Genomic DNA, 25711 nt, shown 5'->3' with positions numbered 1-25711 from the left:
GGGCGCGTGCCGGGGAGGGGACCACGGGGACATGAACAGACCGATACCAGGCACCGTAGACGTGTCGGTGCGCCACATCCTCAGTGACCGGACGACCGGCTTTCTCACCAGGACTCGCAGGATCACCTGGCGGGACAGCCTGTACCAGATACGCCGACCGGCGTCCGGCAAGCAGAGCGTCGAACTGACCTGCCCTGTGTGTGACGCCTCCCTGCTGGCCGAAGTCCGCACGGAGGAACGCACCCGCCGAACCAGCGTCGTCCTGCTGGCCCTGGCCGCCCTGAGCGTCATCGTCTTTTTCGTGGCCTTCGGTTACGCCGTCCACGAGGGCGGCCGCACCCTGCCCGAGGGCCAGTCGCTCCCCACCCTGTTCCCTGTCAGCATCGTGTCCGTCTTCGTCGCCTTCGTCGCCGCTCCGGTGCTTTTCCTCAGAGGCCGCAGCTACAACGGCGTCACCATGCTGGATGCCCCCAAACCCCGCCGGACGCACGGCATCATGCCCGTGCGCGGCTGAGCACGGGGCCACGCGACGAAGGCGTCGGGCGAGCCTCAGACGCTCCCTCTCTCGCCCGTGCAGAGGAGTCGCTGTCCAGCGGACGTGTCGCGGTGTTCCTGGACGGCCTGGACGAGGTTCCCCGACGGGCTGGGCGAGGTTCCCCGGCCCCGTCCATGACCCCGCCCCGCCCGGCTGGCAGGACCTGACCAGGCGTGTGCGCCAGTTCGCCGGGCGGTTCCGAGAAGAGAACGACAAGGAGTCACGTGAGACGTCCCCTGCTTCCCACCGCACCGGCACTGGCCGCACTCACCCTGCCGGCACTCAGCGGCTGTGACAGCGACGCCATCACCTCCCACCGGACGACTGAGGGTGTCTCGGGGGCGTCCACCGCGAAGTCGGCATCACCGGACGGGACTTCATCTGCCCCCTCGGCACCTAAGGGCGGCGTCGAATACAACCCTCAAGCGATGGCAGTAGCCGTTCGGCTCCGGACCCGCCGGACGAGGGTCGGCTGCGCGCTCCTAGCAGCCCTGCCGCACTCACCGGGTGCGCAGGTCAGGGAGAGAGCAGGACCACGGCGACTGCCGCCCCCTTCACAGCCGGCGGCGTGGCCGTCACGGTGCGGGCGGAATCCCACGGCGGCAGCTTGCTGATCCTCGCGGAACTACGGCCGAAGCAGAGGGAATTTCACCTCTAGAGTCTCACCCTTCCGAACGGCGGCGTCGACGGGATCGGCATACCGACCCGTATCCGCGCCGAAGGCGGCCTGAGGGCCACCGGTCCGGCGACCACCCACGCGAAGACGCGGGTGCTGCGCCCGGCTGGCCTCGACGTCGGACTGCCGGTCTACGAGGACGGAGTGGTCACCCTCGAACTCCCCGTCCGACGGGTCGAAGGCACCGACAGCGCAAGGGTGTTCGTCACGTACGGGGCGTGCAGCGAGACCGCCGGCTGCCTGCCGCCCGTCCGTGATCGCGAAGTGCCCCTGCGACTGGGCACGGCGGACTACTGATCTCTTCGGATTGCCTTTGGCCTGTGGGCGAGCGTGAGTCCGGCACCTGTGCGGCAGTCGTCGCTGGGATCCGGGCGAAGCCAGGGCCTGTCGTTTGGATCATGTGGCGGGACGTGGGGCAGGGCACGCGCATCGCGGCGTTGCCGTCGGTTGGCGATGCTCCGCGTCGTCGATGAAGGCGACGTCGGCCGGTGGCCCGCGTCGTAACCGTGACCAGTGCGGGTGCCCCTGGTGGGCGCGGATCGGCGCGATGCCGCGCAATCAGTGGCGCCAGGTCCCGGCTGTCGGGAAGAGGGCCGCCGGTAGTGACCGCCGGGAGCGGCGACCTGCTCGTTGGCCTGGTGATCACAGGTGGCAATGGCGTCCGGCCGGGCTGCCCGTTCCATTGGGCAGCCCGGCCGGACGGGGTGGTCACCGGACGTCGTAGGCGCGGGTGATGGTCTGGGTGACCGCGTTGCCGTTGGCGTCGGTGAAGGTGGCCTTCGTCATGACCTGCTTGCCGGCGGCGCCGGTGTGGTCGAGGACGGCCGTCCACCGGCCGCCCCGCCGCTGGGTCGGCGCCTGGATCCAGGTGGTGCCGCCGTCGTAGGAGTAGGACAGCGAGGCCTCCGTGATCGCGCCCGGGGTGTACCCGGCGTGGCCCTCGACCGACAGGCCGACCCTGATGCCGCTCTGTGCCGGCAGGGTGTTCATGCCGTCCACCGGCAGGTCGTACGCCGGGGCGAGGATCGGCAGGCCGCGGGAGTAGACGTCCGGCTCCCGGTGGGAGCGGAAGCTCCATGTGGTGGTGACGGCGGTGGAGCGCAGCCAGTTCCGGTCCGAGGAGGGGATCTTCTCCAGGTTCTGGGTGAGTTCGTACGCGGAGTCCTCGTCCGGCACCTGGAACACGCCGTACGGGTCGTAACTGGTGCCGATCTGCTCGCCGTTGCGCTTCAGCGCCAGGTTGCCGAGGTCGCCGAACGATCCGCCGTAGGACCAGTGGTCGCCGGAACCGTCGACCCAGAGTGCGTTCTGGAATCCGATCTGGTCGCCCTGCCGCTCGGCGGACAGCATCAGCTTGCCGTCGGCGTCGCGCGGCGCGGCAGGCCGCAGGGGGCCGCCGTACCACTCCTCCGCGCTGCGCTGTCCGGCCCGGTAGGTGCGTTCCTGGTCGCCCATGAACGCGGCGAACGGGAAGCTGGTCATCGCGCCGTGGTACCAGGCGTCGTCGCCGGTCGTGTAATAGGCGGTGCGGGTACCGGGCACATGGACCCCGCCGAACGGGCTGACGGCGATGTAGTCGCTGTCACCCCCGGAGGGGCGGACGTACAGCGACTCGAGGTAGTCGCTTTCCTTTCCCATGGCCTTCCACGTCTCGGCGACCTGGGCGAGCCTGGAGTCCTTGGGCTTGTAGACCTGATCGGAGTACAGCGGACCCCGGGTCGGGTACGACAGGTTGTAGACGTAGGACGCCCCGTCCTCGGAGCCGATCGCCCGCCAGGTGGGCCGGAACTCGAAGGTGCCGTTCCTGGCGCGTCCGTCGATGTCCGCGTAGACCTTCTGGACGGTCTTGCCGATCACGACCGAGCCGGCCATCAGCCAGGTGTCGTCCCAAATGCGGCTGTAGCTGAAGGTGGTGCTGTCCACCGTCGAAGGCCGGTCGGTGTGCAGGCTCAGTTGGTGGGCCTTGCGGGCGTCGAGGACGACGGTGGTGTCACGGGTGATCCGCAGTTGCGGCCGCGCGAGGTAACTGACCGACTCGGCGGCGTTGTTCGCGTCGTACGACATCACGAAACTGCTGAGAGCGTAGTCACCCGGGCGCACGCTGTACGTCTGGTCGGTCGCACCCGCGTTGGTACGGCGCTCGCCCTTGTCGATGTCGAGCTTGACGAGGTCCAGGGAGGAAGAGCCGGCCGCGGGCTTGCCGTTGCGGTCGATGACCTTGACCCGCAGCGTGACCGTCTCCGGCTGGACGTAGAGCGTGACGGGCACGGAGACGTGCACACCTTCGCCGGTGGCCAGGATCCGGCCGGTGACCGCACCGTACTGGGCGTCGTTCAGGCGGGCGGTGGGGTCGATCCGCAGCGGCACCTGGGCGGTGGCCCCCGCGGGAACCCTCACCTTGTCGTCATCCAGTTGGACGATGCGGGAGTCGACGTCGCTGCCGTCGTTGCCGTGCACACCGCTGACCCTCAGTCTCAGGGTCAGATCGCGGCCGGTGGTGTTGGTGAACGGCACCCGCACGGTGGTGCGGTCCGAGGCGTCCTGCGGCCAGTTGTAGCTGCCGGCCTGGACGGCGGGCACGGAGAGCACCTTCTGGTTCACCGCGGCGAACACGTCGAGGACACCGGCGCCGGTCTGGTCGGCGCCGCCGACCTTGCCGCCGGTGCGGGCGGAGGCGACCAGGGCGGCCTTGATCTGCTGCGCAGTCCAGTCCGGGTGGGCCTGACGGACGACGGCCGCGGCACCCGCGACATGCGGGGTGGCCATGGAGGTACCGGACATCGTCCGGTAGGCGTAGACGCCCCGTCCGCCCGCGTTGGCCGCCGAGATGTCGACGCCGGGGGCGGCGATCTCGGGCTTGAGGGTGTGAGTGACGGCGACGGGACCGCGGCTGGAGAACTGCGCCGTGGTGTCGTCGCGGTCCACGGCACCGACGGTCAGCACGCCGGGCACGCAACCGGGCGAGGAAACGGTCTCAGTGCCCGAACCGGCGTTGCCGGCGGCGATGACGAACAGGGTGTGGGTGTTCTGCGAGAGCTGCTGCGCGGCCTGGGCCACCGGGTCGGTGCAGTCGCCGATCGCGGGATTGCCCAGGCTCATGGAGACGACATCCGCCTGCTGGTCGACGGCCCACTGCATACCCGCGATGATCCAGGAATCCTGGCCGTAGCCCTGGTCGTTGAGGACCTTGCCGATGAGCAGGGAGGTACCGGGGGCGACGCCCTTCTCGCGGCCGTCACTGGCCGCTCCGGACCCGCCGACCGTGGAAGCGGTGTGAGTGCCGTGGCCCACCTGGTCGTCGGTGGTCTTGGAGTCCGTGAAGTTCTCGGACGCGGCGACCCGGCCCACCAGGTCCGGGTGCTCGGCGTCCACGCCCGTGTCCAGCACGGCGACCTTGGTGCCCTTGCCGTCATAGCCGGCCGCCCAGGCCTCCGGCGCGTGCACCTGCGCGGTGGACTGCTCCAGCGTGGCCTTGACCTTGCCGTCCAGCCACAGCTTCTTCAGCGTGGAGGCGGAACGTGAGCGGGCGTTGGTGATGTCCTGCCAGAAGGTGGCGGCCGTGTCCTTGTCGGCCGTGAGCGCGACGCCGTCCACAGTCGGGAGGCTCAGGCCCCGCTCGGCCCCGCGGGGGGCCGCAGGCGCGCTGCTGGCGAGGTTCACACTGTTCTGATATGTGGCGATGAGCGGCAGCGTGTCGCTATGTGCGTCGTCGTATCCCTGCCGGATGAGCCCGGTGACGTTGAACAACTGCTCGTCGACCTTGCCCTCGGCGATCGCCCTGGAGGCGCCCTCCGGATAGACGTAGAGGTCCTTGCCCATCTGAAAGGTCTGCACGATCGGCTGTGTGCCGTCATCGCGGGGCAGGACGGCCGCGGAGCTGTGACCCGACAGGTCCGTGGTCACCAGGACCCTGTCGCCGGTGACGAGCGTGACCGACACCTGCTTGCCGGCCGCGGCCGTGGTCGCACCGCCGACGATGGGCCTCTTCCCCGAGGCACCGTCGGACGGCGTGTCCGCCGCCGCCCCGGAAGGCAGGATCGCGGTGACAGTCAGGACGGCAACGGTCGCCGCGCCCAAGACTGTATGCGTTATGGAGCGCATGGATCTCCCCACTGGATACCGTGAACATGTCAGGCTGTAGCCGGAGCCTGACATGCATACGGACCTGTGAGGGACGCCGCGCGTGACGGGTTTCCCGCATGTCGGTTTCCCGTCACGCGGCACATCCGTCGGCTCGGTGGGGCTCGGGGCCCGGCAGGTGCAGGTACACCCGCACGTCCTACGCCCCGATCATCCGGGCGAGCATCGGCCTGACGGGTCAGAACCAGCCCGCACGTGCGGCGTGCCACCCGAGCTGCAGACGCGAATCAGCCCCGGCAAGGTCCATCAGACGGCGTGTCCGTCGCTCCACGGTGCGTATCGAGAGACCGAGTTGGGAGGCCGCCCGCCGGTCGGAGACCCCCGCCAGCAACAGGGCAAGGACCTCCAGTTCCCCCTCGGTCGGCTGCTGATCGGCTGTCGGCTTCGCACGCACACCCGTGGCGGTGGTGTACAGCGGACGGGCCTGGGCCCATTCCTTCTCGAAAAGATGAACCAGGGCCGTCAGCAGGCCACTGCGGTGCACCACGATGGCGCTCGGCTCACCACCGGAGTCCGCCATGTCCAGCGGGACCATGGCACGCTCCCGGTCCGACACGACCATCTTCAGCGGCAGCGAGTCGACCAGACGAAGCTCGAGACCCGCCGCGACGGCCTCCCTCACATCCCTGCCCACGTCGGGACCGTCGAGATAGTCCTTGGCCGCCACGACCCGGAAGGCGACTCCGCGGTCCAACGCGGAACTCTCCGACATGTCGGTGTCCTCGCGCGGTACCGCGATGGGCTCCCCGACGAGGAAGACGAGCAACTCCCGCTGAGCACCACGCTGCAGTTGATGGAACCGGTGCGCGACTTGCTCCACGCCGACGACCACCTCCATGACGCTGCCCGCAGGATGCGCTGCGGTGCTGCGGTACTGCTCGGTCAGCATCGCGAACGCGGTCTCGGCCCGCTGAAGCGCGTTGCGCTGCTCGACGAGGAACGGGGCCAGGGCCACCGAGGGCGGGGTGATCCGGTAGCGGGCGGACGGAGGGCCGGCCCCGCGGTCGGCCACGTTCGGTGCCCCGCTCCCTGCCTCGGCGGCGATCACCACCAAGCCACGTGTCGAAAGGTCGAGCAGGATGCGGGTGGTCTCGGGCTCGTCGAATCCGGTCTGCCGGGCGAGGTCGTGCGCGGAGGCTGTCGGGCGAGCGAGCAGCGCGGTGTAGACAGCCTCTTCGGCCGGTCCCAATCCCAATGCCTGAAGCATCCAGCTCCCCTCACGGGCGGCCGCCGTATCGACCTCTTGGTGCAGCTCGGACGCACCGCGCGGATCTTTCTCGGCCGACCCTAACCCACCGTCGTAAGTCACCCTGGGTTGCTGCCTGTTGTGCACCCACCTGGGACGCTCGGACCGGCGGCCTCCCGGGTGGGAGACGCCGGTGCACCCCACCTTCAGGGAGTGACCGCCGACGCCGGGACAGCTACGCGGAAGCCCTGGGTTCCGAGGCCTTGCCGGCCGGCGCCCTGCTGTGGATCCCGCCCACACGCTGGGACCCTGGCTGAGGTCGCTGGCATGCGGTCGGACAGCGCCAAGGCCACGGCCACCAATACTTCAACATGGTCGTACGCACGGACGACCTGGAGAACTTCCGGATCAAGGGCGTCTACCACGGAAGTCTCGTCCGCAGCCTCAACGGCTTCGAGCACGACCCGGCCGCTCCGCGGACCCTGCAGAACCCGTGGACTCGCGAGCGGGCCCAAGAGCTGGGCCGGCGGCCGGAACCAACTCCGGGAGGGCGTCGCCACCGACGGCCGGCGTCACCCGCAGATCTCCGTTCCCAACCCTCCGCCCGCAGAGCTCGCGGTCGGCGGCGAAATCCTGCCCCTCGCCCAGTACAGCACCAGGGGACCCACTACCGTCGCATGCCCCCTCCCGTGGAATGGGTCCCCGAGACCTGAGACGTGGCGTTCGAACGTGCGGGTGGGGAAGTTGACGCCGCCCGTGGGGAACTACGTGGTTCTGGCGGCAGCCGGCATGCTCTACGCCGACCAACCCTCCCTGGAGCACACATCTCGGTAGGATCTCTTGATCATGGACGTGATCGCGGGAAACGAGATGGTCGCCATCCCGCCGGGGCAGGTGACGCTGTCGGACCGGCGGACCCAGCGCGTTTGGTCGGTCGAGCTTGCGCCCTACCAGCTCGCGGCATTCCCGGTCACCCAGGCGTTGTATGCACACATCACCGGCCAGCGGCCGAGCACCGCCCACGGGGATCAGCTGCCCGTCGAGTGCGTTTCCTGGTGGGACGCGGCACGGTTCTGCAACGCCCTGTCCCTGCGCGACGGGTTCACGCCCGCCTACCACCTTCCTGCCGACAGCGAAGGCATCGACTGGGACGCATCCGCGGACGGGTACCGGCTGCCGACCGAAGCCGAGTGGGAGCACGCCTGCCGTGCCGGTACGACCGGGCCGCAGTACGGGCCGCTCGACGAGATCGCCTGGTACCGCGGCAACTCGCAGGAGCGCATCCACGCCGTGGGCGGCAAACACCCCAACCCGTGGGGTCTTTACGACATGCTCGGCAACGTCTGGGACTGGTGCTGGGATGTCTACGACGCCGAGGTCTACGGCACCTACCGAGTGCTCCGCGGCGGTGGCTGGTTCGACGAGCACTGGAGTTGCCGGGCCTCCGCGCGGCGCCGCAGCCACCCGACATTCCACGTCGACGACGTAGGGTTCCGCATCGCGCGCTCCAACGGGTGACGACCGGTTTCCGCGCGTCGAACGTGACGTCCTCCGGCAACGGACGGCACACCGCTTTCCCGCATACGGGGCAGGGCGCGAGCCCGCCTCGTCTTGTCAACGGGGCTCTCAGGCCCGGGCATACTCAAAGGCTCGGCTCGCGCCCCGAAGGTCAACTTCCGCCGACCTTCACTTCCCATTAGGCGTACTCATCACGCCAGAACCGCCACTCTCTGCGGCGGCGGCAGACCCAGCACACCATTCCCGAGCGCATGGACCAGCAGGCCAATCATCAGCGCCGGGGCAAGGTGGGCGGTCGACCTACTGGCTTCGACAAGTCGATCCATAAACGCCGGAACAAAGGAGAGCGAACGTTCACCGCACTCAAGTGCTTCCGGGCCGTGGCCAGCCGGTTCGACAAGCGTGTCTACGTCGTTCACGGAACGGTGGCTATTGCCTCGCTTCGCCTGTGGCTCCGCTCGTGACCTGTCAGCACATCGGTCAGGTCACCTCTCGACCGATCGCCTGAATTCGGACAGGACCTGGGCCTCGCGGTAGCGGATCGTGTGCCGGCGGAAGTTCTCGGCGGCGGCCCACCGTTACGAGGTGGTGGCGTTGTTCGGCAGCCGACCTTCCGCCCCGCACCGCCCAGACCCGCCCGGCCGACTTCCTTCCGGGGCGGAACCCCTGATCTCGGATGTCCGTCACAGGGGATCAAGCCCAGGTCGAGCCTCGCCCGTGTGAGACGACGCGCCCTGAGCGTTCTCTCGGCGCGTGGCGAGGAGGGTCTTGCGCGTCTCCTCCGCGCGGGAAGAGCCCAGCGCGGTGTACAGGGACAGCGCCTGGTCAAGGTGGTCGATGGCCTGCTTCCGGCCTCCGGTGGCGCGTCGGATGAGGGCCGTACCGATGTGGGCGCGGGCCTGTTCTTCCTGTTCTCCGATTCCACGGGCCACTTCCAGCGCTGCCGCGTGGGCTTCGAGAGCTTCGGTGTGCTGTCCGGTGCCGTGCAGCGCCTCGCCCAGGCCGTTGAGAGCGCCCGCCTCTCCGTAGGGTTCTTTCGTCCGGCGGAAGTGGGCCAGGGCCTGGTGCTGGTGCTCGGCGGCTTCCTTGTACCGGCCCTGATGGCAGCGCGCGTCCCCCAGGTTGGACAGCGCGTGGGCTTCTCCGCCGGTGTGTCCGAGCCGCCGGAAGAGGGCGAGGGCCCGCTCGAAGCGCTCGGCTGCGGCCGAGTGGTCGCCCAGTCGCGCCAGGACGATCCCCATGTTCCCGAGGGTGCTGGCCTCTCCGAACGCGTGGTCCGTCCGCCGGTACAGCGCCAGCGCCTGCCGGTATCGCTCGACCGAGGCTGGGTAGTCCTCGAGCAGCTCCTGGACGATGCCGAGGTTGTTCAGGACGTCGGCTTCGCCGTGGGCGTCGCCGGCCGTGCGGAACAGGACGACCGCTCTCTCGTGGTGCTCGGCGGCCTCGCGGTACCGGCCCTGCAGCTCGTGCAGTACGCCCACGTTGGTGAGGTGCCGCGCCTCTCCCGCCGGATACCCGGCGCTGCGGCACAGTGCCAGCGCGTCCATGTGGTGCTGGTGGGCGCTCTCGTAGTCTCCGAGCCGTCGGTGGACCGCGCCGACACAGGCGAGGACGTCGACCTCACCACGGGTGTACCCCATCTCGCGGGCCGCCCGCAGGGCGTGCGTGTGAAGGGTCAGCGCGTCGGTGAAGTGCCCCGAACGCTCGTAGTGGCGGTGGAGTGTGGTGGCGATCCGTACGGTGTGCCGGGACGGCCCAGGCTCCTTGGTCCGGGAGCACAGTGCCACGAGTGTGGGCTGCGCGGTGCCCAGCCACGCGCGGCACTCGTCGGCCGTACGCAGGGGCGGCAGACCGGTGTCGGGGATTTCGACGGCGGGACGCAGATGCCGTTCGGCGGGATACAGCACGTTCATGGCCGCTGCCGACGCCGCCAGGCAGTGGTCCAGCAGGCGGTTCAGTGCGGCGTCGCGCTCCGCCGGCCCGTCGTGCCGGCTCGCGAGTTCCGCGGCGTAGGCGCGGAGCAGGTCGTGCATGCCATGGCGGTCGGGTCCGATCCGCTGCACCAGGTGTGCGCGGGACAGGGCGTCCAGGGACCGTCGCGTGCGTTCCACAGTGTCGCCGGCCAGGGCGGCGGCCGCGTGCACGTCCGTATCGGGTCCCGGGTGCAGGCCAAGGAGCCTGAACAGGCGCGCCTCATGCTCGGGGAGGCGGTCGTAGGACCAGGAGAAGACGGCCCGGACGGCGGCCCGGGGATCTCCGTCGCCGGAGTCGAGCAGGTCCAGGCGCCGCCGGTGATCGCGCAGTTCCTCCGTCAGGTGGGCCAGGGGGTCCTGGGGACGAGACAGGGCCAGTTCGGCTGCCACCCGCAGGGCCAGCGGCAGGCGCCCGCACTGTTCGGCCAGGGCGGTGGCAGAGGCGTGGTCGGTGTCGACGCGTGCCCCGATCAGGTCACGCAGCAGGGTGTGCGCCTCGTGCGGGGAGAGGACGTCGAGGAGCACTCGGTGCGCGCCGTGCAGCGACACCAGGGAGGACAGCGAGTCCCGACTGGTGACCACGACTTTGCATGTCTGGCTTCCGGGCAGCAGCGGGCGTACGTGCGCGGCGGAGGCGGCGTTGTCGAGGAGGATGAGCAACCGGAGTCCGTCGACCGCTGTGCGGTAGCGCGCCGCCCGGTCGTTGAGCCGCGGCGGTATCTCCTGGGCGGGTACTCCCAGGGCGGTGAGGAACCCGGCGAGGGCCTGTGCGGCGGAGACCGGTTCGTCCGGATCGTAGCCGCGGAGATCGACGTAGAGCTGTCCGTCGGGGAATTCCTCCCGCACGTGGTGTGCCCAGCGCACAGCCAGTGCGGTCTTGCCGACGCCTGCGATGCCGGAGACCGCGGAGACCACCGCTGCCGCCGCGCACTGCTCCTCGTCCGTGCCGTCCGCGGCGATCAGGCACCGTGTGAGCTCTGCCAGTTGCTCCTCCCTCCCGTTGAAGTGGCTTACGTTCATCGGGAGTTGCGCGGGGATCGGGGCGGGGACCGGGGCGGCCGTACGGACAGCGGCCGGGCCGGATCCCGCGCCCGGCGGCTCCTGTTGTCCGGTGCGGCGCAGCATCTCCTCGTAGGCCGCCTGCAGTTCACGGCCCGGGGCCACGCCGAGTTCATCGGAGAGCTGCCGGCGGATCCCGGTGTAGGTGTCCACTGCTTCGGCGGTTCTTCCGGCGGTGGCCAGGCTCTGGATCAGCGCCACGGCGAGCGGCTCGCACAGCGGGTGCTCCGCCAGTAAGGGCTGCAGGACAGCGGGTACTTCCTTGTGCCTTTCCTGTCGCGGCAGGGCGTGGGCCCAGGCGAGCGCCGCCTGCAGGCGTTCCTGTGTCCAGGCGGTCCGTGTGCGCTCCGCCCACTCTCCTGCCAGCCCTGCCAACGGCGCGCCGCGCCACAGGCGCAGTGCCTCCTCCAGGAGGTGTGCACGGCGGGCGTCGGACAGGCGCGGCTCGCGGCCCTGCAGGACGAGCGAGCGGAAACGGAGCAGGTCGACGGTGTGCTCGTCCACCTCCAGAATGTATCCACCGGAGGATCGCCGGATGCAAGGCGCTGTCCGGGGCGCCTGTGCCTCGCCGTCGCCCGTCGCGGGTGACGCACCGTCAAAGAGCCGCCGCAGACGGCTGATGTGCGAATAGAGGACCGACCGCGCGCCGTCGGGCGCGGCTGTGCCCCAGACCCGTTCCACCAACGTGCTCACGGCGACCGGCCGGCCGGAGTCGGCCGCCAGCGCTGCGAGGACCGCTCGACGACGTGGCTGCCCGACGTCGACCACGTGCCCCGCGACGTGCAGTTCCACAGGTCCGAGCAGGCGCAGGTTCATCGTGCCTCAGGTGGGATGGGCGATGGAATGGCCGTCCCGCGGCGGGGACTTGGTCCACCTCGAGCGGGAGCCGGGATTCCAAGCGGCCCTCCGTCATTGGTTCCGGGGCGGTCGCAGGACAGCCGTCACAAGGTTTTCGCAAGGTTCACCGTTGATCCTCAACCTACATGCCTTCGGGCGGATCACGGCAAGCGCCGCGGCCGCGGGGAACGCCAACACCGGCTCACGCAGGGCTCCCAGGGACAACCTGGCACCCGTCCTGCCAAAGGTCCGGCGAGGCGCGGCCGAACCGGCGCAACAAGAGAACGGACCATTTATGCGCAAGATGATTTCCCGAGCAAACCGGACGGCTGTCACTGTCGTTGCCGCCGCCTTCATGGCGTCCGCAGTAGTTGTCGCGGGGGCGACGACCGCCTCCGCGGAAGGCTGCAGGGGCTCCCTGTGCGGCGCGGTGAAGAACAGGACCGGCGAGACGATGCACTACACGATGAGTCTCGGCGAGGGCCCCCACTACTGCGACGTGTGGAACTGGGGCGGCGGCACCGACAGCGAGTTCAAGCACGCCAAGTGCAAGCAGGAGTCGTTCGGCAACGGAACGCGGGGCGGCAACGGGACCGGTAACGACGTCGACGCCTTCACGTTCGTCGGCCACGGCTACCACGAGCGGTTCTCGCGGGTCGGTACCTGGCACTGGCGGGCGAAGGGGGTCTGGACGAAGGTCCGGACCGGAGAGATCGGCGACTGCGGTATCGGCGACAACAACGAGGTCTGGTGCACCGTACTCGTGCAGGCCTGACAGGGCCCCGCAAGGCGGCGGGCACGTGTGTGCCCGCCGCCTTGCGGCGTGTCGTCCGTCGAGTGATCCGCGGATCTCCGTGCCGCACGCCGTCCGCTCGCGTCGAGGCGGGGCGTGTCGTGTCGTGTCGTGTCGTGTCGTGGCGTGACGTGGCGTGGCGTGGCGTAAGCATCCGGCCACGGCTGCCCTCGACATACCGCAAGGTCACGAGCCGTCAGCCCCTGCCGACACCACGCTTTGAAGGTCAGCAGGCAGCACCGTTCCGACGAAGGACTCGGACGCTTCCGGGGCGGCCCGACCTGCAAAATCCGGCTCGCCGCCAATAGCTCTACCGGTCAAGGCCGGTGCTCGCGCTGACCGGCTGTCAGTCACTCGGCGGCCGAGTTCTCCTTCCGCCACCTCCATCGCCAGAGCTCGTCGGCCCGGTGGTCGTCCTCGAAGCCGTGGCCGAGAGGCCCCACCCGCTCGATCGCCTCGGCTGTGCGCGGATCGTCGCGCAGGGCGAGACCGTAGGCGGCTTCCAGACGCACGAGTTGGTTGTCCTCGTCGAGCAGGCCTGCAAGGGCGTCGGCGACTGCGGACGTACGGTCCCGGGAGCCGGCCAGTGCCGCCACGGCCGCACCCCGTGAGTCGGCATCCAGGTCCTCGGTCAACAGGAGCAGCGCTCGGGTGATCTCCGAGACAAGGGCGTCGTCTCGCATGCTCGCCGTACACGCCCTGAGCCGCACCTCGGCGTCCGGGTCGCGCATGAGGGTGAGCAGGGCGGCCCTGGCAGCCGGGCTGCGGGGAACGTCGTCTACGCAGAGGGCGTAGGGCACCTCGCGGCGTACGCGCGGGTCGGGATGGTCGCAGTAGCGCAGGCCGATGGCTTCCTGGCCCGGATGGTCGCGGCCGGTGAAGGCGTCGAGCACCCTCGCGAGCATCTCGCCGTCCGTTTCCTCGGCCGCCCAGGCAGCCAGGAGGTTGCTCTCCTTCTTCTCGTAGTACGGGCTGGTATCGAGGAACCCCCGCATCCGCAGGTAATCCACCACGAACCGGCGATGCGCCGGGTCACGGTCGTGGCGATGGGCCACCACGGCCGACCAGGTCTCAAGGCTGCGGCGCTGGGTGAGGATCCAGCAGACCGTCGACCAGTTCACATGGTCCTCGTCATACCGGCCGACAGCACGGGCGATCAGTTCGTCGACGGGGGTCAGGATGCGGAAGGCCCACTCCAGCGACGTCAGGATGGCCCCGTGGCCAGCTCGTACGATCAGGCCGCCGAGTGAGACCAGATCGACCCAGTCGTACTCGTCGTCCTGAACGCGGACCGTCACGGCCGGACCCGACGCGCCCGTCCTGCGCCGCAGTTCCTCGACCGCGCCCGTCTCGTACCAGTCGCGGGCCAAGGCGAGCAGCCGTTCCCGGGCGGCTTCCGGAAGCCGCAGCCTGGGCTCCTTGCCCAGCACCGCCGAGAAAACCGCCGGAGAGCCACCGTCGACGGCGCGCCACAGCGGCGTGGTCCCGTCCGGCAACACCTGGTCAGCATCCGCACCGCCCTCCACCAACGCCTCGGCCACCGGCGCGTCGCAAGCCGCCACGGCCCCGCACAGCACCGGCAACCCGCCCGCGTCCACCGCGTCCGGATCCGCACCCCTGTCCAACAGATCCCGCACCGCCTCAGCGTCCCCCGCCTGAACCGCCGACCTCAGCCGACTGTCGAATTCCGTCTCGCCCACGTTTCCGTCCCCCATTTCGAAATCACATCGCCAGCCCGCCGAGGAGAGCCCGCAAGGCGGGCGCCGTACTGCGGCGGGAGGGCGACGGTCAGGTGTCGCGGTGGAGCCCCGCCGCAAGTGGTCAAGGACTACATCCCGCAGCAGAAGCAACCGGACTGACCGACCGGCCGCCGTGGGGCGATTCGCCCCCGGCCTGAAGGCCGGGGCACTCTCTCCTACGAGAGGTAGCCCCTGTCGGCGAACGCACCGATGAGCCGCGCGAAGTCACACCGGGTGTCCCGCGCGGTACTGCCGTCGTGGGCGAGGCCGTTGCCGCGGCGGTGCGGCCAGTACGGCCGTGGCGCGGCCGCGTGCCTGAGCTCGGGGGCCCAGTTGATGAGCTCTGTGGACCAGTCGTACTGGTGCGTCACACGCTACTCTCCCCAGCCTGTGGCCGTGGTTGCCCAGGGATCGGCTGTTGAGGTGGTGTGATCGGGCAGGTCCTCAAAGTCGGCGACTGCGACTGCGGCGGTAGTACCAGCCAGGGACTCCGTCATGAGCCATGTCGCCCGTTCCTGCCAGGGGGCTCTTGGATCGCAGGATGCGCTCACCCTCGGACACGAACAGCGTTGTGGGCCAGAGGAGTTCGTAGTTGCTCAAGTCCGGACTCACTGCAACATCATCGCCCATCGGAGTGGGTCCCGGCCGCGACTGATGAATTGCTTCCCCGTCCCGCCTGTCGACTGTCCACTGACACCTTGATCACATACCTGAGCGGGAGGCCCGCCGGGACCCCGCGCGAGGGCGGGAAATGGAGATGCCATCCCTGGCCCGCGAAGGCAGGATCGCTCCATGTCGACCGATGTCAGCGGAATGATCGAATGCCGGCCGGGGGCCCGTCTATGGGGCCCCGACGACGAGGACTCCGTGTGGGAGGTCTGCATCGATCTCTTCCTCCTCAACAGGGGCAACGCCTACGACGGCCTGGCTTGCCTCTTCGGAGTCCGAAACTCCTTCGGCTTCCGTCCCCTGGCGGAAGGCCGTGGCTTTCCGGATGACGCTTCGGATGGGCTGCGAGGTAAGTTCGCAGGCTGGGGCGGCCCCCGCGATGTTCACGGGACCACATGGCTGACCTGGGCCGAGCTGAACACCACGAACTGGCAGGAGACCGACGCCTCAGGCACGCGAACGCGCGCGTCAGCCGCAGGGAGCGACACCGACTGGGGCCGGGTCTGGAACGTCATGCGCATCCTCAGCGAAGTCCACGGAGCCGAGAACGTACGCCTTGTCGTCTGGTTCCACTGACTCGTGGCCGAGTATCTGGTCGGCCAGACCGGCCAACTGCTGCGCTCAGCCACAGGGCCACGCTCGTGCGCGCCTTCGTCAGCACCGTCTTGGCTGCGCAGGAACCCCCGCCGTCCCCGACCGCCAGCACCGAGGCACGGTGACCGGCAGGCCGTGATGTCGTCGAATAGGGCATCGCGTGGTGGATACGCGAGCGAGCCCGGACCTGTGATCGGGCTACCCGACCACAGGACCTGTGAACTGAGCGTTGCAATTGGCCGGTTGAGCGTGTGGGTCCGCAGGGCGGCCTCCGGTGATCTCGCCGAGTCACGGGTCCGCCGGCCGCCCGGGGGCCTTGCGAGTTGCCGGCCGTGGACGTGCGGGAAGGCGGTGACGCGTCACCGGCCAACGGACCGTCAGAAGTCGTACGGCTTCTTGACGTTCCAGTTCAGCACGTCGGCCGCGGTCCAGGTGAACTTCTGGTTCTGCCCCTTGCTGACGACGGAGTAGAAGGGGCCGGGGCGACCGTCCTCGCCGCGCAGCGCGAAGGCGAGCGACTGCGCCGTGTGGTTCTTGGAGCCGTAGTCGAAGAGGTTCACCGCGCTGTACACCTTGCCCCCGGGCTGGAGCGTGATGTGCTTGTCGCCGCCCGGGGCGTCCTTCTTGGAGTGCGACAGCGCGACGTTGTTGGTGTTCCAGTCGAGTACCACGGCCGGGTAGGAGGTGACCCAGCAGGGCTTGGAGCCCTCGTTCACCGCGGTGAGCAGCAGGTGGTCACCCTGCTGGCCGGCGAACCGGTGCACCGCGGTGACCAGCATCTCGTCTCCGCGGCACTGCTGGGCGCCGGCCGTTGTGCTCTTGCTCGTGATCTCCTGCGCCCCGCCCGCGGCGGTCGCCTCTTCCTTGGTGTCACCGCTGTTGTTGGCCTGCGCCGCGCTGCCCTTGGCGTCCCCGGTGGATGCGGACCGGCTCTGGGCGGTCCGCGCGCCGTGGTCGCTGCCCGCCGCCTTCGAGCCGCCGTCGGCGCTGCCACAGGCGGTCAGGCCCAGCGCCAGCGCGGCGGTGACGGTGGCCAGAGCGGCGGTACGGGCGGTACGGCGGGCACGGTACGTGGTCATGATGAAAGCTCCCCCATGGTCGGTCAGGACACGGCGCCTTCCCTTGCTTTCGCAGGGCGGCCGGCCTCATCGGCTGTTTCGCTACGCCCCGTGAGATGACGCCGGGACAAGCATCGTTCACCCGGGTCTGTCCGCATTCGGTAACAAGACAACTGGGCCCAGACACACCGGTGTTCACGCTGTGCCGGTCAGTGGTGCAGCACCTTCGGCTGCTGTGGCACAGAGCGGGGCCACCAAGCGCCCCCGCCCATCCGCGAAACGGTTCACCAGCGGTCCACTGCGCCCGTGACCCCCGCGACACGCAGCCCCGACACCCTCAGCACCTGACCGCTGCCGATCCCCGAGGCGTTGAGGCGATGCCGTACGGTCCCACACATGATCCTTCCGAACCCCGGTCGGCGCCGGTGATGTCACGCCCAAACCCGGCTACGAGTACCGGACCATCCAGCCACACCTCCCCCGGTGTCCCCCGGGTTGAACGCGGCCTGGCCGCCCGGCCGCCAGGCACGGGTCCCCGGCGGCCTTCTCCATGACCATCAACTGGCGGGGAGTCGGCGAGGAAGCCGCGCAGCCCACGGGGCGAGGGCGCCCGGCCGATCACGGAGTGGTTCGGCACCGCGTTCCACTCCACCGCCGAAATGCAGCACCTGGACGTCCGCCAGTCCGGCAACGGCATCCTGATCGCCTCCTGCCTGGCCGAGACCGACGGCGTTCCGGCCTCGTGGCCGCTCCGTCCACGCAACGACGACAACGGCCAGGGGCTCAACGCGTTGGGCGCGGCCCTCGCTGCCGGGCGCGGCCGCGTCTTCGGCGTGACCGAGGGGCTTGGACACAGGTCCGTCCTGGCGTTCAGGGTTCAACCAGCCCGAGGAAGGCGTCGGCACGCCGGCCCGGGTCCGTACCAGCGAAGGCCCGGACGGCGACGTTGTCTTCGAGCGGAGCGCGGAACGACCGATGGGGCTGTGAGCCGAAGCCGGGAAGAACCTCCTGCGGATCGTGCCGCTGCCCGGTCCCGACGCGCCGGACTGACCGACCCGCCGCCGTGGGGCGATTCACCCCGGCCTGAAGGCCGGGCACTCTCGCCTACGAGAGGTGGAGCATGCCGTCGCGGGCGCTGCTGCTGCGACCGTCACCGACGGCTTCCGTCCCCGACCCGTCCGGGGGTCCCTCCGGACCCCCGGACGACGTGTCAGTTCCCGCCGCGGGACCGTCGGGAGAGCGCTACGGCCGCACCGCCGGCCAGCGCCAGCGCGCCGGCCGCCCAGGCGATCCAGCCGCCGCCGAATCCGGTGTCGGCCAGCGGTCCGGACCCTGCCGAGGTGCCGCCCGAGACGGAGCCGGACGCTCCGGTCGTGCCGCCGGAGCCGGACCCGCCGGCCGTGCCACCGCCCGCGGAGCCGCCCGCGGAGCCGTCCTGCGCCAGCCGCAGGGTCAGCGCCGCGCTGTCGTTGGAGGTGTCGGGGTCGAACCCCTCGAAGAACTCCACCGTGCGGACCTGGCCCGTGGAGACGGCCGGGGTACGGGGGCCGATGGCGACGGTGAACGACAGGACGTGCTTGTCCCCCGGGGCGGGGTCGCCGAAGTAGCACTCGTAGGAGGACCGGCCCATCCGGGGGCCGGGGTCCGACCCGTCGTCCGTGGGCGTCGGCTGGCAGTTCCTCGGGATCTTCGTGGCCTTCGTGCCCGGCGGCAGCTTGACGCGGACCGAGAGGGCGATGTCGTCGTCGAGGAGGTCCTCCACCACCGCCGGCCCCCGGTCGATCACCGTGGCGTGCAGCGTGGCGTGACCGCCGCGCCGCCCGGTGACGGTGTCCCCGGTGACGGCGAAGTCGACGTGGTTGATGCTGTTGACGTAGGTGGTGAAGTACGGGTCGGGGTTCCCGTCGGACGGCATCGCGCCGTCGGGGACCAGGGTCAGCGGGGTCCCGGGGCCGTTCGCCGGGGCGGCGCCGGTCAACGGGGTGAATTCGTAGCGGATCTCGTCGCGCCAGGCCTCGTCGCCGACCTTGACGCGCAGGGGCGACGACAACGCGTACTGCCGGCCGGGCTCCACCGGGGTCGGGAAGTCGCACAGGGTCTCGCGCACGATGTGCCTGAGGCCGCTCGGGGGCACGTCGCGGCAGTTGGCCCAGGAGCCCTGGAGGTGCAGTCCGGCGGTGGTGCGGATCCGCAGCTCCACCCCCTTGGCCGCCGGGAGCTGGCCGTTGTTCCACACGTCGAGCGGAAAGGTCAGCATGTCGCCCGGCACGTGGTCCGACTCATCGGCGGACGCGCTCACCTTCAGCTGCGTCTTGCCGTTGGTCAGGGTGAGGTGGTCGCCGGTGACGGTGGCGTCCGACGCCGTGCCGGAGACGGTCACGGTGCCGCTGCTGCCGACGGCCGCACCGGGCTTCGGCACCAGCGTGATGGCGTGGAAGTCCGAGGTGGCGGACTCCAGGTCCAGCGTGCAGAGGTTGCCCTCGCAGTGCTCCGACGGTGCCGGCTCGGCGAAGTCGGCCACTCCGGACAGGTCGACGGTCAGGTGGACGTGGTGTGCCGTGCCCCCGCCGGCCACCTTCCACCGGTAGGACAGGTCCACGCTAGCCGGCTCCGTCCCGATGAAGAGCTCGTGCTCGGCGAACTGGACCGTCATCCCTCGTGCGGCGTCCGCCGTGTCGGCGCGGGCCGGACCCGTGCCGAACACCCCCGCCACCAGCGCCACCGCGCCCGCCGCCGCCGTCGCGACCGCGCGTATCCGTGATCGTCGTGCCATCCGACCGAAACCTTCCCCGTGCGCCGGGAGGGTCCCGGCCCGCCGTGCTTCACAGGTGTGACCCGCGAGGTGCGGAAATGGTTGCGTCCAGCCGGGCTCAGGTATGCGCGCTGCCGGGCACGATGTGACGTGGTCCAGGAGGCCGGACACGGATGATCACAGTCGTCGACCTGTCGCGCTCAGGTCTGGACCAAGACCGCCGACGAGATCCTCAACCCCCTCGCCGACTACCTCACCAAGGTCACGCCACCAGCCATCGAAAACCAGCAAGAAACATTGGCCCTACCAGGGCTCCCGCGCGGGGGAGTTGGGCACGGGGCGTCGATGGACCTTGAGGAAGAGGGCGACTCCCGCCGCGAGGGCGAGTAGCCCCCCGAGAAGGAGGAGCCAGGGGTTGAGCAGGCCGTCGGTGCAGCTCTCGCCGCCGGCCGAGTGCTCGCAGTAGGTGCCGGGGCCATGCCGATTGAGGTAGGCGAGAAGGAACATCGGCAGGCTCGCGCTGGAAACCAGACCGTGCAGGCCCCGATGGGTGCCTCGGCGTGTAGCCAGCAGCAGGGTGCCCGCGACGGGCAGAGGCAGGATGAAGATCCCGATGGACAGCGCGGTCAGGAGGACGAGCAGGTAGCAGGCCCCGGTCAGGAGCCATCCGGTGAAGAGCAACCAGTCACGCCTGTTGCTGGTCATGTCTTCTTCTTTCGCTTGAAGATGTCGAGGACGGAGGCGACTTTCCTGGCACGGTCGAACAGGGCCAGGGCGGGCTCGCGTTCCCCTTCGAGATTCGCGAGCATCTCCAGGCCCAGGTACAGGGCTACGATCGCGTGGGCGAGTTCGTCGGGCGGCAGCAGTCGAGCGGCCGGCGAGCCCGCGAGTTCGTCGCGGATGCTGTTCGCGGCGAACGTGCGCCACGGGCCGATCCGGGCCGCGACTTCCGGGCGGAGTTCCGGGGTGAACTGGGCAGCCGCGATCATCTCGACGAGCACGGTCACGTGCCCCTCGTTCAGGTCCTCGTCGAAGACCGACCTGGCGGCCTGAACCAAGTCCCCGAGGTTCTTGGAATCGTCGACCATCGCCTGATAGCGCGCGTTGCGCGCAGCGCTGACCGCGTCCAGGGCGGCCAGGTGCAGCTTGGCGACCGAACCGAAGTGATAGAAGATCAGCGCCTGATTGCAGCCCGTGCGCCGAGCGATCTCACGCGCGCTGGCCCCGGCGAATCCCTTCTCGCGCAAGGCGGCTACCGCGCCTTCGATCAGCGACGCCCGTGTCTCCGCCGAACTGGAGTTCCCTGACGGGTCGACAGACCGCTTCCCACCGGCTTTGGCCACGAAGCCACCCCCTGCTGATCGACCGGTTTGAGCAACCGCTCAAAATCTTAGGCGCCGTCAGAACTGTTGCCAAGAGCACCTGTCCGCGAAAAGTGGGGGCTCGGCGCAGCCTGCCGCTCCGGTTCCAGGTGGGTCCCGTGACACCCGATCCACCACGCGGGCGACGGCCGACCAGGTCCACATTCGCCGTGACCTGCGCCCTTTACGCACAGGCGACGAGACCGTCGCAGATCTCAAGATCCTCACGGGCCGTCGCATGAACCTGGTCGCCGACCGAACCCGCAGCGTCAACCGCTGCCGAGATCGGCTCACCAGCAACTTTCCCTGCCTGAAACGGGCGTTGGACCTCACCAAAACCGCCCAGCCCTCTCACCCTGCTGACCGGCTGCCAGACTTGGGTCCTGCGGGCCTTCCTCCGCGACGGACGGTGTCCTATTAGGGTCCGTCTCAAAGATCATCAGATTGGTGGATCATGGTGAGGTGATGCCTCGCCATGAACTAACCGATCAGGAATAGGAGTTGCTCGCTCCACTCATACCGCGGGCCGCGACAGGCCGACCGCGCGTGGAGCACCGCCGATCCAGCCCGCCCCGAACTCGCTGTTGCTGCCGACGGGCGGCCGCGTGTCCAGCTCGGTGACTTCGCCATGGGCCCCCGACGGCCCGCTCTTCGCGTCCTGTCACCTTCAGCAAAGACAGCCGGTCAGGCGATGCGGCCGCTGCGGACAAGTACGACGCATGGCTCGTCGGGCCACCGGCTCGCGGCCGGACATCTGCGAGGACTGCTGCAACGGGCCCACCAACATCTGCTGCTCCACCTGCGGGCAAGTCCGCCCTGCCACCGCGGGACGGACGGCGCATGGACCTGCCGGACCTGCCGCCCGGGGCCGACCCAGGAGTGCTGCCGCGGCGGACGAACCCGCCGCGTCCACACCCGCCGGGCCAATCGGCCCGGTCTGCTCCGAGCACGCGAATCTCTCCGACGGGTTCTTCCGGCGTGGTGCGGACCAGACGTAACAGGGTGTCCTTGGCAACACGCAGGCCCAGCACCCCTGCCAGACGGGCACTCGCGCGGCCGGCCAGCGCGAGAGCGATCGAGGTCAACTGCCCATGCACCAGTGGTGTGTAGCGGGCGTGCGGGCTCGTCAGCCCCGCGATCTGCTCGGCGAAAGTCACCGCCCGGCACCCCGGGTTCCGGCACTTGAACCGCCGCACGAGCAACTCGATCACCACGCTGGCGCCACCGACCGCGACATCCGTGAGGCGCCGCAGATACCGGCCGTGCACCCGGTCCGACGCACTACCGCAATGCGGACACTCCGCACCCGCCGAGCGGGCCCACGCATGCATCGTGACCGATCCGGCCTCAACCTGCTCGACCAACTCCACCACGACACCAGCCAGATGAGGGAACAACACCTCGAAACTCCGCGAAGAACACGCGAGACATGATCAGAGCCAACCGCTGGTTCCTCGCGTATTCTTCTCCGTCATGCTTGCCGGATCAGGAGCGTGAGCGCTGCCCGGGCCCTGCGCGCCACCGCGCGGGGCCCAACATGGGGGCCGGCAGCGCGGGTTCGGCCACTTCGTAGGGCATCGTGGCCGGTCAACGATGGCGTACCGGCTCGCCGGGAAGATCGCTGGGTATAGTGCAGGCGTTTCGGGGAACCGGCGGCCCGGAGTCGACCGACCTCACGCGCCACCTCGCGTTCATCGGCATCCGGGACCTGGCGGAGCCCCGGTGACCCATATCGCTGAGGAGGCCTTCCCATGGAACCCGTCACGCTGATCACCGGTGGCTCGACCGGAATCGGCGCCGCCACCGCCCGCGCCCTGCTCAAGCAGGGCCACCGCGTGGCCGTCACCGGACGTGACGCAGACAAGCTGGCCGCCTTCGCCACGTCGGCCGGAGCGGGCGAGCGGCTGCTGACGATCACCGGCGACACCAGCGACGCGCACGACGTAGCCTCCGCCGTGCGCCGCGTGGTGGACGCGTGGGGCCGACTGGACAACGTCATCGCCAACGCCGGTTTCTCACTGCCCGGCAACCTGGAGAGCCACGCCCCCGAGGACATGCGTGCCATGGTCCTCACCAACGTCCTGGGCCCGGCCCTGCTGGTGCGGGAGACCCTGCCGCACCTCAGGGAGTCCAAGGGCCGGATCGTGATCATCGGTTCGGTCGCCGGGGTGCGCAACACGCCTGGCAACCTGTACTCGGTCACCAAGTGGGCCGCGCACGCGCTGGCCGAGAACACCCGGCTGCTGGTCGCCAAGGACGGAGTCGGCGTGACTGTCATCGCCCCCGGGGTGGTGGATACCCCGTTCTGGGACGAGCGCGGCGGCACCCCCGAGGCGACGTCGGCGATGACCGCCGAGCAGATCGCGGACACGATCGTGTTCGCCGTCAACCAGCCCGCGGGCGTGGACATCAACCACATCACCATGCGGCCGACCGGACAGCTCGGCTGACGCCGCGCTCCCGACGACCGTACGACAAGGCGCCTTGGGCCCCCGCATACCACGCGGTGCAGACCGAAGGCGCCTTCGGTCGTCCGGGGGGACGCGCGGCGTCAGGAGGGAGAAGTGGGCGCACCCGGGAGGGACCACCCCGGACCGCTCGAAGTCGGCCACGTGGGGCTCCATCAGGTTCGCGGCGCTTGAGCCAGTACAGCCGCAGCCGCAGCCACAGAGGGACGGTGACCGCGGCGGCGATGTCCACGGACACCGACCGCGTCACAAGATTGATGCTGTTGGTGATCTTCACTCGGTGGGGTGACTTCTGCTGGCCGTGGCTGTGTTCATGTCCTTGTGATGCTGCGCTGGTGGGAGCGGGGCGGTTCGGCGGTCGGAGGGGTGACCGCAGTGGCAATGGGTTCGGTTTCGGGGCGGGTGATTCCGCCGTTGACGGTGCGGATGGCCCGGGCGAGCAGTCCACGGGGCACGACCGCGATGTGGGTGCGTGATCGGCTGGAAGGCTTGTTCACGGATGCCGACTTCGCCGACTGGTATCCGGCTGACGGACGGCCTGGGTTGTCGCCGGCTCAGCCGGCTCTCGTGTCGGTGCTGCAGTACGCGGAGAACCTCACCGACCGGCAGGCGGCGGACGCAGTCCGCTGCCGCCTGGACTGGAAGTACTGTCTGGGCCTTGAGCTGGACGATCCGGGGTTCGACTTCACGGTCCTGAGCGAATTCCGCGGCCGGGTGGCCGAAGGCGACCGCGCGGACCGGCTCTTGGCGCTGGTCCTGGACCGGCTTGCGGAAGCCGGGCTGGCCAAGAGCCGGAGACGGATCCGAACGGATTCCACCCACGTGCTGGCGGCGGTCCGCCGTCTGAACCGGGGTGAACTGGTCACTGAGACGCTGCGCCGTGCTCTGGAAGAACTCACGCTGCGCGGCGAGGGGTGGCTGGCCGCTCTCGTGACTCCTGACTGGGCAGACCGCTATGGCCGGCCGGTGCGCTATGAGCGGCTTCCCCGCGGCGGAGACGCGCTGGTCGCCTGGGTGCTGCAGGTGGGTGAGGACGGGCTGCCCATCCTGCGCGCCGTTTATCGTGACGATGCCCCGCCTGGCTTGCGCGAGTTGAGCTCGGTGCAGGTCCTGCGGCAGGTCAGGGTCCAGCAGTACTGGCACGACGAAGAGGGCCGACTCCGGTGGCGGGCAGCGAAGTCGACGCATGACCGGGCCAGCCGGAGGGCGACGGACCAAAGGAATACGGGCAAGTCCTCAGCGGACGGCCGCTCGGGGACTTCGTGCCAGCGCTGGAGCAATTCCTCGGCGGAGCAGCCGGCCTGTCGCCGGCGACGGTGACCCGGCTGACCAGGCAGTGGCAGGACGACCACGCCGCCTGACTGCTCTGGCCAAGAAGGCCCTCACCGATCCAGACCAGACCATGGTCCAGTCCGCTGTGCTGCGGCACCGGGACCGCCGGGCCACCGAGCCACCGCCCTCCGCCCCTGCCCCGCCTTCGAACCGTGGGTCGGGCGTACCTTCTCGGATGATCGCATGCTGATCACCGAGTAGGCCCGTGTTGCAGCCCTTCCAGCCCGTCGAGCATGGCTTGGAGGCCGAACTGGAAAGTGTTTTCGGGTGCCGCGCCGTAGTGGGCGCTGTGGATGTCCAAGCGGGCGCGCAGCCGGGGGAACTGTGCAGCAATCGCGCGGGCTTCGGCCTTGGCGTTGCTGATGACCTGTTCGGCGTTGCTGCTGCCTTCGCGCCGCAGTTTGCGGGTAAGTGAGGCTGCCGCGGCTGGGCCGAGGACGCTGCCGAGGACGAAGGTGAAAACGGCGGCCGCGGCCTGGTCGGCTGCGGCGCCGGCGAATCCCGCAGCCTCGTAGATGGCGAGGAGGTGGTCGTCGTGGCGGGCCTTGCCGGGGCCGAACATGAGGAAGGAGCCGAAGGCCTGCAGCAGCCACGGGTGGCGGGTGAGCATCGTATGCAGGTCGGTGGCCATGGTGGTGGCTGCCGTGCGCCAGTCGACCAGGTCAGGGTCGGGCAGCGTGATCTCGTGCCACAGCTGGTCGCTGGCGAGGGCGATGAGGTTGTCCTTGCTGCCCACGTGCCAGTAGACCGCGGTAGCCGCCGAGCCCAACCGCTGACCCAGGGCCCGCATGTTCAGGCCCTCCAGCCCTTCGGTGTCCAGTAGGGCAATGGCGGCGGTGAGGATCTGTTCGCGGGTCAGCGTGTTGCGGGGCATGGATTCACGATAGCCGTCGACTTGCACGGCGTTCAAGAAACATCTTGCACTGCGTTCAAGTCGTTCGCTAGCCTTCACTTGAACAAAGTGCAAGTCGCTGCACCGTCTGGGGCACCTCGGGGTCGTGCGCGAACCACACTGGCCGAG

Annotated in this window: 19 protein-coding genes and 2 pseudogenes; 8 read left to right on the top strand and 13 right to left on the bottom strand. The window is 69.6% G+C overall.

The window, feature by feature from the left end; genetic code table 11:
* Positions 1 to 31 precede the first annotated feature (31 nt).
* Together OHT01_RS39750 and OHT01_RS39745 are read left to right on the top strand one after the other, a co-directional pair.
* Positions 32 to 514, top strand: a complete 483-nt coding sequence (locus OHT01_RS39750; protein WP_328557963.1) for a hypothetical protein — start codon at positions 32 to 34, stop codon at positions 512 to 514.
* 790 nt (positions 515 to 1304) lie between these two features.
* The gene (locus tag OHT01_RS39745) at positions 1305 to 1508 is read left to right on the top strand and encodes a hypothetical protein (RefSeq protein ID WP_328557962.1); all 204 of its coding nucleotides are present in this window, start codon (positions 1305 to 1307) and stop codon (positions 1506 to 1508) included.
* Between the two features lie 411 nt (positions 1509 to 1919).
* On the opposite strand, the gene OHT01_RS39740 is transcribed toward OHT01_RS39745, so the two are convergent.
* On the bottom strand, positions 1920 to 5312 hold the full coding sequence (locus OHT01_RS39740) for a S8 family peptidase (protein WP_328557961.1): 3393 nt from the start codon (positions 5310 to 5312) through the stop codon (positions 1920 to 1922).
* A gap of 217 nt (positions 5313 to 5529) precedes the next feature.
* Entirely contained in the window at positions 5530 to 6546 is a 1017-nt protein-coding gene (locus tag OHT01_RS39735; protein ID WP_328557960.1) for a helix-turn-helix domain-containing protein, read from the bottom strand.
* A gap of 837 nt (positions 6547 to 7383) precedes the next feature.
* On the opposite strand from OHT01_RS39735, the gene OHT01_RS39730 reads away from it, so the two are divergent.
* Positions 7384 to 8055 (top strand): formylglycine-generating enzyme family protein, encoded by a 672-nt coding sequence (locus tag OHT01_RS39730; RefSeq protein ID WP_328557959.1) that lies wholly within the window; start codon positions 7384 to 7386, stop codon positions 8053 to 8055.
* Positions 8056 to 8246: 191 nt separating this feature from the next.
* Here the strand turns inward: OHT01_RS39730 and OHT01_RS40320 are convergent, their stop codons facing one another.
* The 3 genes and pseudogenes from OHT01_RS40320 to OHT01_RS40315 all read right to left on the bottom strand — a co-directional run.
* The gene (locus OHT01_RS40320; protein WP_405918310.1) at positions 8247 to 8474 is read right to left on the bottom strand and encodes a hypothetical protein; all 228 of its coding nucleotides are present in this window, start codon (positions 8472 to 8474) and stop codon (positions 8247 to 8249) included.
* A 264-nt stretch (positions 8475 to 8738) separates the two neighbouring features.
* Entirely contained in the window at positions 8739 to 11591 is a 2853-nt protein-coding gene (locus OHT01_RS39720) for an ATP-binding protein (RefSeq protein ID WP_328557958.1), read from the bottom strand.
* Between the two features lie 99 nt (positions 11592 to 11690).
* Positions 11691 to 11903, bottom strand: a pseudogene (locus OHT01_RS40315) (AfsR/SARP family transcriptional regulator); the annotation flags it as partial.
* A gap of 376 nt (positions 11904 to 12279) precedes the next feature.
* Here OHT01_RS40315 and OHT01_RS39715 point away from each other — a divergent pair.
* Positions 12280 to 12699, top strand: coding sequence for a hypothetical protein (locus OHT01_RS39715; protein ID WP_328557957.1), 420 nt, complete (start codon positions 12280 to 12282; stop codon positions 12697 to 12699).
* 368 nt (positions 12700 to 13067) lie between these two features.
* Here OHT01_RS39715 and OHT01_RS39710 read toward each other — a convergent pair whose 3' ends face one another.
* Together OHT01_RS39710 and OHT01_RS39705 are read right to left on the bottom strand one after the other, a co-directional pair.
* The gene (locus OHT01_RS39710) at positions 13068 to 14432 is read right to left on the bottom strand and encodes an ankyrin repeat domain-containing protein (RefSeq protein ID WP_328557956.1); all 1365 of its coding nucleotides are present in this window, start codon (positions 14430 to 14432) and stop codon (positions 13068 to 13070) included.
* Positions 14433 to 14632: 200 nt separating this feature from the next.
* Positions 14633 to 14827, bottom strand: coding sequence for a hypothetical protein (locus OHT01_RS39705; protein ID WP_328557955.1), 195 nt, complete (start codon positions 14825 to 14827; stop codon positions 14633 to 14635).
* A gap of 421 nt (positions 14828 to 15248) precedes the next feature.
* Between OHT01_RS39705 and OHT01_RS39700 the strand changes: the two genes are divergently transcribed.
* A complete protein-coding gene (locus OHT01_RS39700) occupies positions 15249 to 15701 on the top strand; it encodes a hypothetical protein (RefSeq protein ID WP_328557954.1) in 453 nt (150 codons plus the stop codon).
* Between the two features lie 395 nt (positions 15702 to 16096).
* Here the strand turns inward: OHT01_RS39700 and OHT01_RS39695 are convergent, their stop codons facing one another.
* The 4 genes from OHT01_RS39695 to OHT01_RS39680 form a co-directional block, all read right to left on the bottom strand.
* Positions 16097 to 16798: a DUF4232 domain-containing protein gene (locus OHT01_RS39695; protein ID WP_328557953.1), complete on the bottom strand. Its 702-nt coding sequence runs from the start codon at positions 16796 to 16798 to the stop codon at positions 16097 to 16099.
* A gap of 1189 nt (positions 16799 to 17987) precedes the next feature.
* Complete coding sequence (locus tag OHT01_RS39690; protein WP_328557952.1) at positions 17988 to 19550, bottom strand: hypothetical protein; 1563 nt, start codon at positions 19548 to 19550, stop codon at positions 17988 to 17990.
* 282 nt (positions 19551 to 19832) lie between these two features.
* The gene (locus OHT01_RS39685; RefSeq protein WP_328557951.1) at positions 19833 to 20234 is read right to left on the bottom strand and encodes a hypothetical protein; all 402 of its coding nucleotides are present in this window, start codon (positions 20232 to 20234) and stop codon (positions 19833 to 19835) included.
* Complete coding sequence (locus tag OHT01_RS39680; protein ID WP_328557950.1) at positions 20231 to 20872, bottom strand: TetR/AcrR family transcriptional regulator; 642 nt, start codon at positions 20870 to 20872, stop codon at positions 20231 to 20233. The genes OHT01_RS39685 and OHT01_RS39680 overlap by 4 nt, the downstream gene beginning before the upstream one ends.
* A 79-nt stretch (positions 20873 to 20951) precedes the next feature.
* On the opposite strand from OHT01_RS39680, the gene OHT01_RS39675 reads away from it, so the two are divergent.
* On the top strand, positions 20952 to 21311 hold the full coding sequence (locus OHT01_RS39675; RefSeq protein ID WP_328558424.1) for an IS110 family transposase: 360 nt from the start codon (positions 20952 to 20954) through the stop codon (positions 21309 to 21311).
* Positions 21312 to 21378: 67 nt separating this feature from the next.
* Here the strand turns inward: OHT01_RS39675 and OHT01_RS40310 are convergent, their stop codons facing one another.
* Positions 21379 to 22221, bottom strand: coding sequence for a transposase family protein (locus OHT01_RS40310; protein WP_443043570.1), 843 nt, complete (start codon positions 22219 to 22221; stop codon positions 21379 to 21381).
* 420 nt (positions 22222 to 22641) lie between these two features.
* On the opposite strand from OHT01_RS40310, the gene OHT01_RS39670 reads away from it, so the two are divergent.
* Both OHT01_RS39670 and OHT01_RS39665 read left to right on the top strand, forming a co-directional pair.
* A complete protein-coding gene (locus OHT01_RS39670) occupies positions 22642 to 23340 on the top strand; it encodes an SDR family oxidoreductase (RefSeq protein ID WP_328557949.1) in 699 nt (232 codons plus the stop codon).
* Between the two features lie 342 nt (positions 23341 to 23682).
* Positions 23683 to 24096 (top strand): annotated as a pseudogene (locus OHT01_RS39665) (transposase); the annotation flags it as partial.
* Positions 24097 to 24880: 784 nt separating this feature from the next.
* Here the strand turns inward: OHT01_RS39665 and OHT01_RS39660 are convergent.
* Complete coding sequence (locus tag OHT01_RS39660) at positions 24881 to 25564, bottom strand: TetR/AcrR family transcriptional regulator (RefSeq protein WP_328557948.1); 684 nt, start codon at positions 25562 to 25564, stop codon at positions 24881 to 24883.
* Positions 25565 to 25711: the final 147 nt, after the last annotated feature.

The sequence above is a fragment of the Streptomyces sp. NBC_00358 genome (assembly GCF_036099295.1).
Lineage (GTDB): Bacteria > Actinomycetota > Actinomycetes > Streptomycetales > Streptomycetaceae > Streptomyces.
Note: the sequence above shows the minus strand (reverse complement) of the source record. Positions and strands in the feature narration are given on the sequence as shown.

Coding starts and splice junctions, on each gene's coding strand:
- OHT01_RS39750 (WP_328557963.1), top strand. CDS start 32: ATGAACAGACCGATACCAGGCACCGTAGACGTGTCGGTGCGCCACATC.
- OHT01_RS39740 (WP_328557961.1), bottom strand. CDS start 5,312: ATGCGCTCCATAACGCATACAGTCTTGGGCGCGGCGACCGTTGCCGTC.
- OHT01_RS39730 (WP_328557959.1), top strand. CDS start 7,384: ATGGACGTGATCGCGGGAAACGAGATGGTCGCCATCCCGCCGGGGCAG.
- OHT01_RS39715 (WP_328557957.1), top strand. CDS start 12,280: ATGGCGTCCGCAGTAGTTGTCGCGGGGGCGACGACCGCCTCCGCGGAA.
- OHT01_RS39710 (WP_328557956.1), bottom strand. CDS start 14,432: ATGGGGGACGGAAACGTGGGCGAGACGGAATTCGACAGTCGGCTGAGG.
- OHT01_RS39700 (WP_328557954.1), top strand. CDS start 15,249: ATGTCGACCGATGTCAGCGGAATGATCGAATGCCGGCCGGGGGCCCGT.
- OHT01_RS39695 (WP_328557953.1), bottom strand. CDS start 16,798: ATGACCACGTACCGTGCCCGCCGTACCGCCCGTACCGCCGCTCTGGCC.
- OHT01_RS39690 (WP_328557952.1), bottom strand. CDS start 19,550: ATGGCACGACGATCACGGATACGCGCGGTCGCGACGGCGGCGGCGGGC.
- OHT01_RS39685 (WP_328557951.1), bottom strand. CDS start 20,234: ATGACCAGCAACAGGCGTGACTGGTTGCTCTTCACCGGATGGCTCCTG.
- OHT01_RS40310 (WP_443043570.1), bottom strand. CDS start 22,221: ATGCATGCGTGGGCCCGCTCGGCGGGTGCGGAGTGTCCGCATTGCGGT.
- OHT01_RS39670 (WP_328557949.1), top strand. CDS start 22,642: ATGGAACCCGTCACGCTGATCACCGGTGGCTCGACCGGAATCGGCGCC.
- OHT01_RS39660 (WP_328557948.1), bottom strand. CDS start 25,564: ATGCCCCGCAACACGCTGACCCGCGAACAGATCCTCACCGCCGCCATT.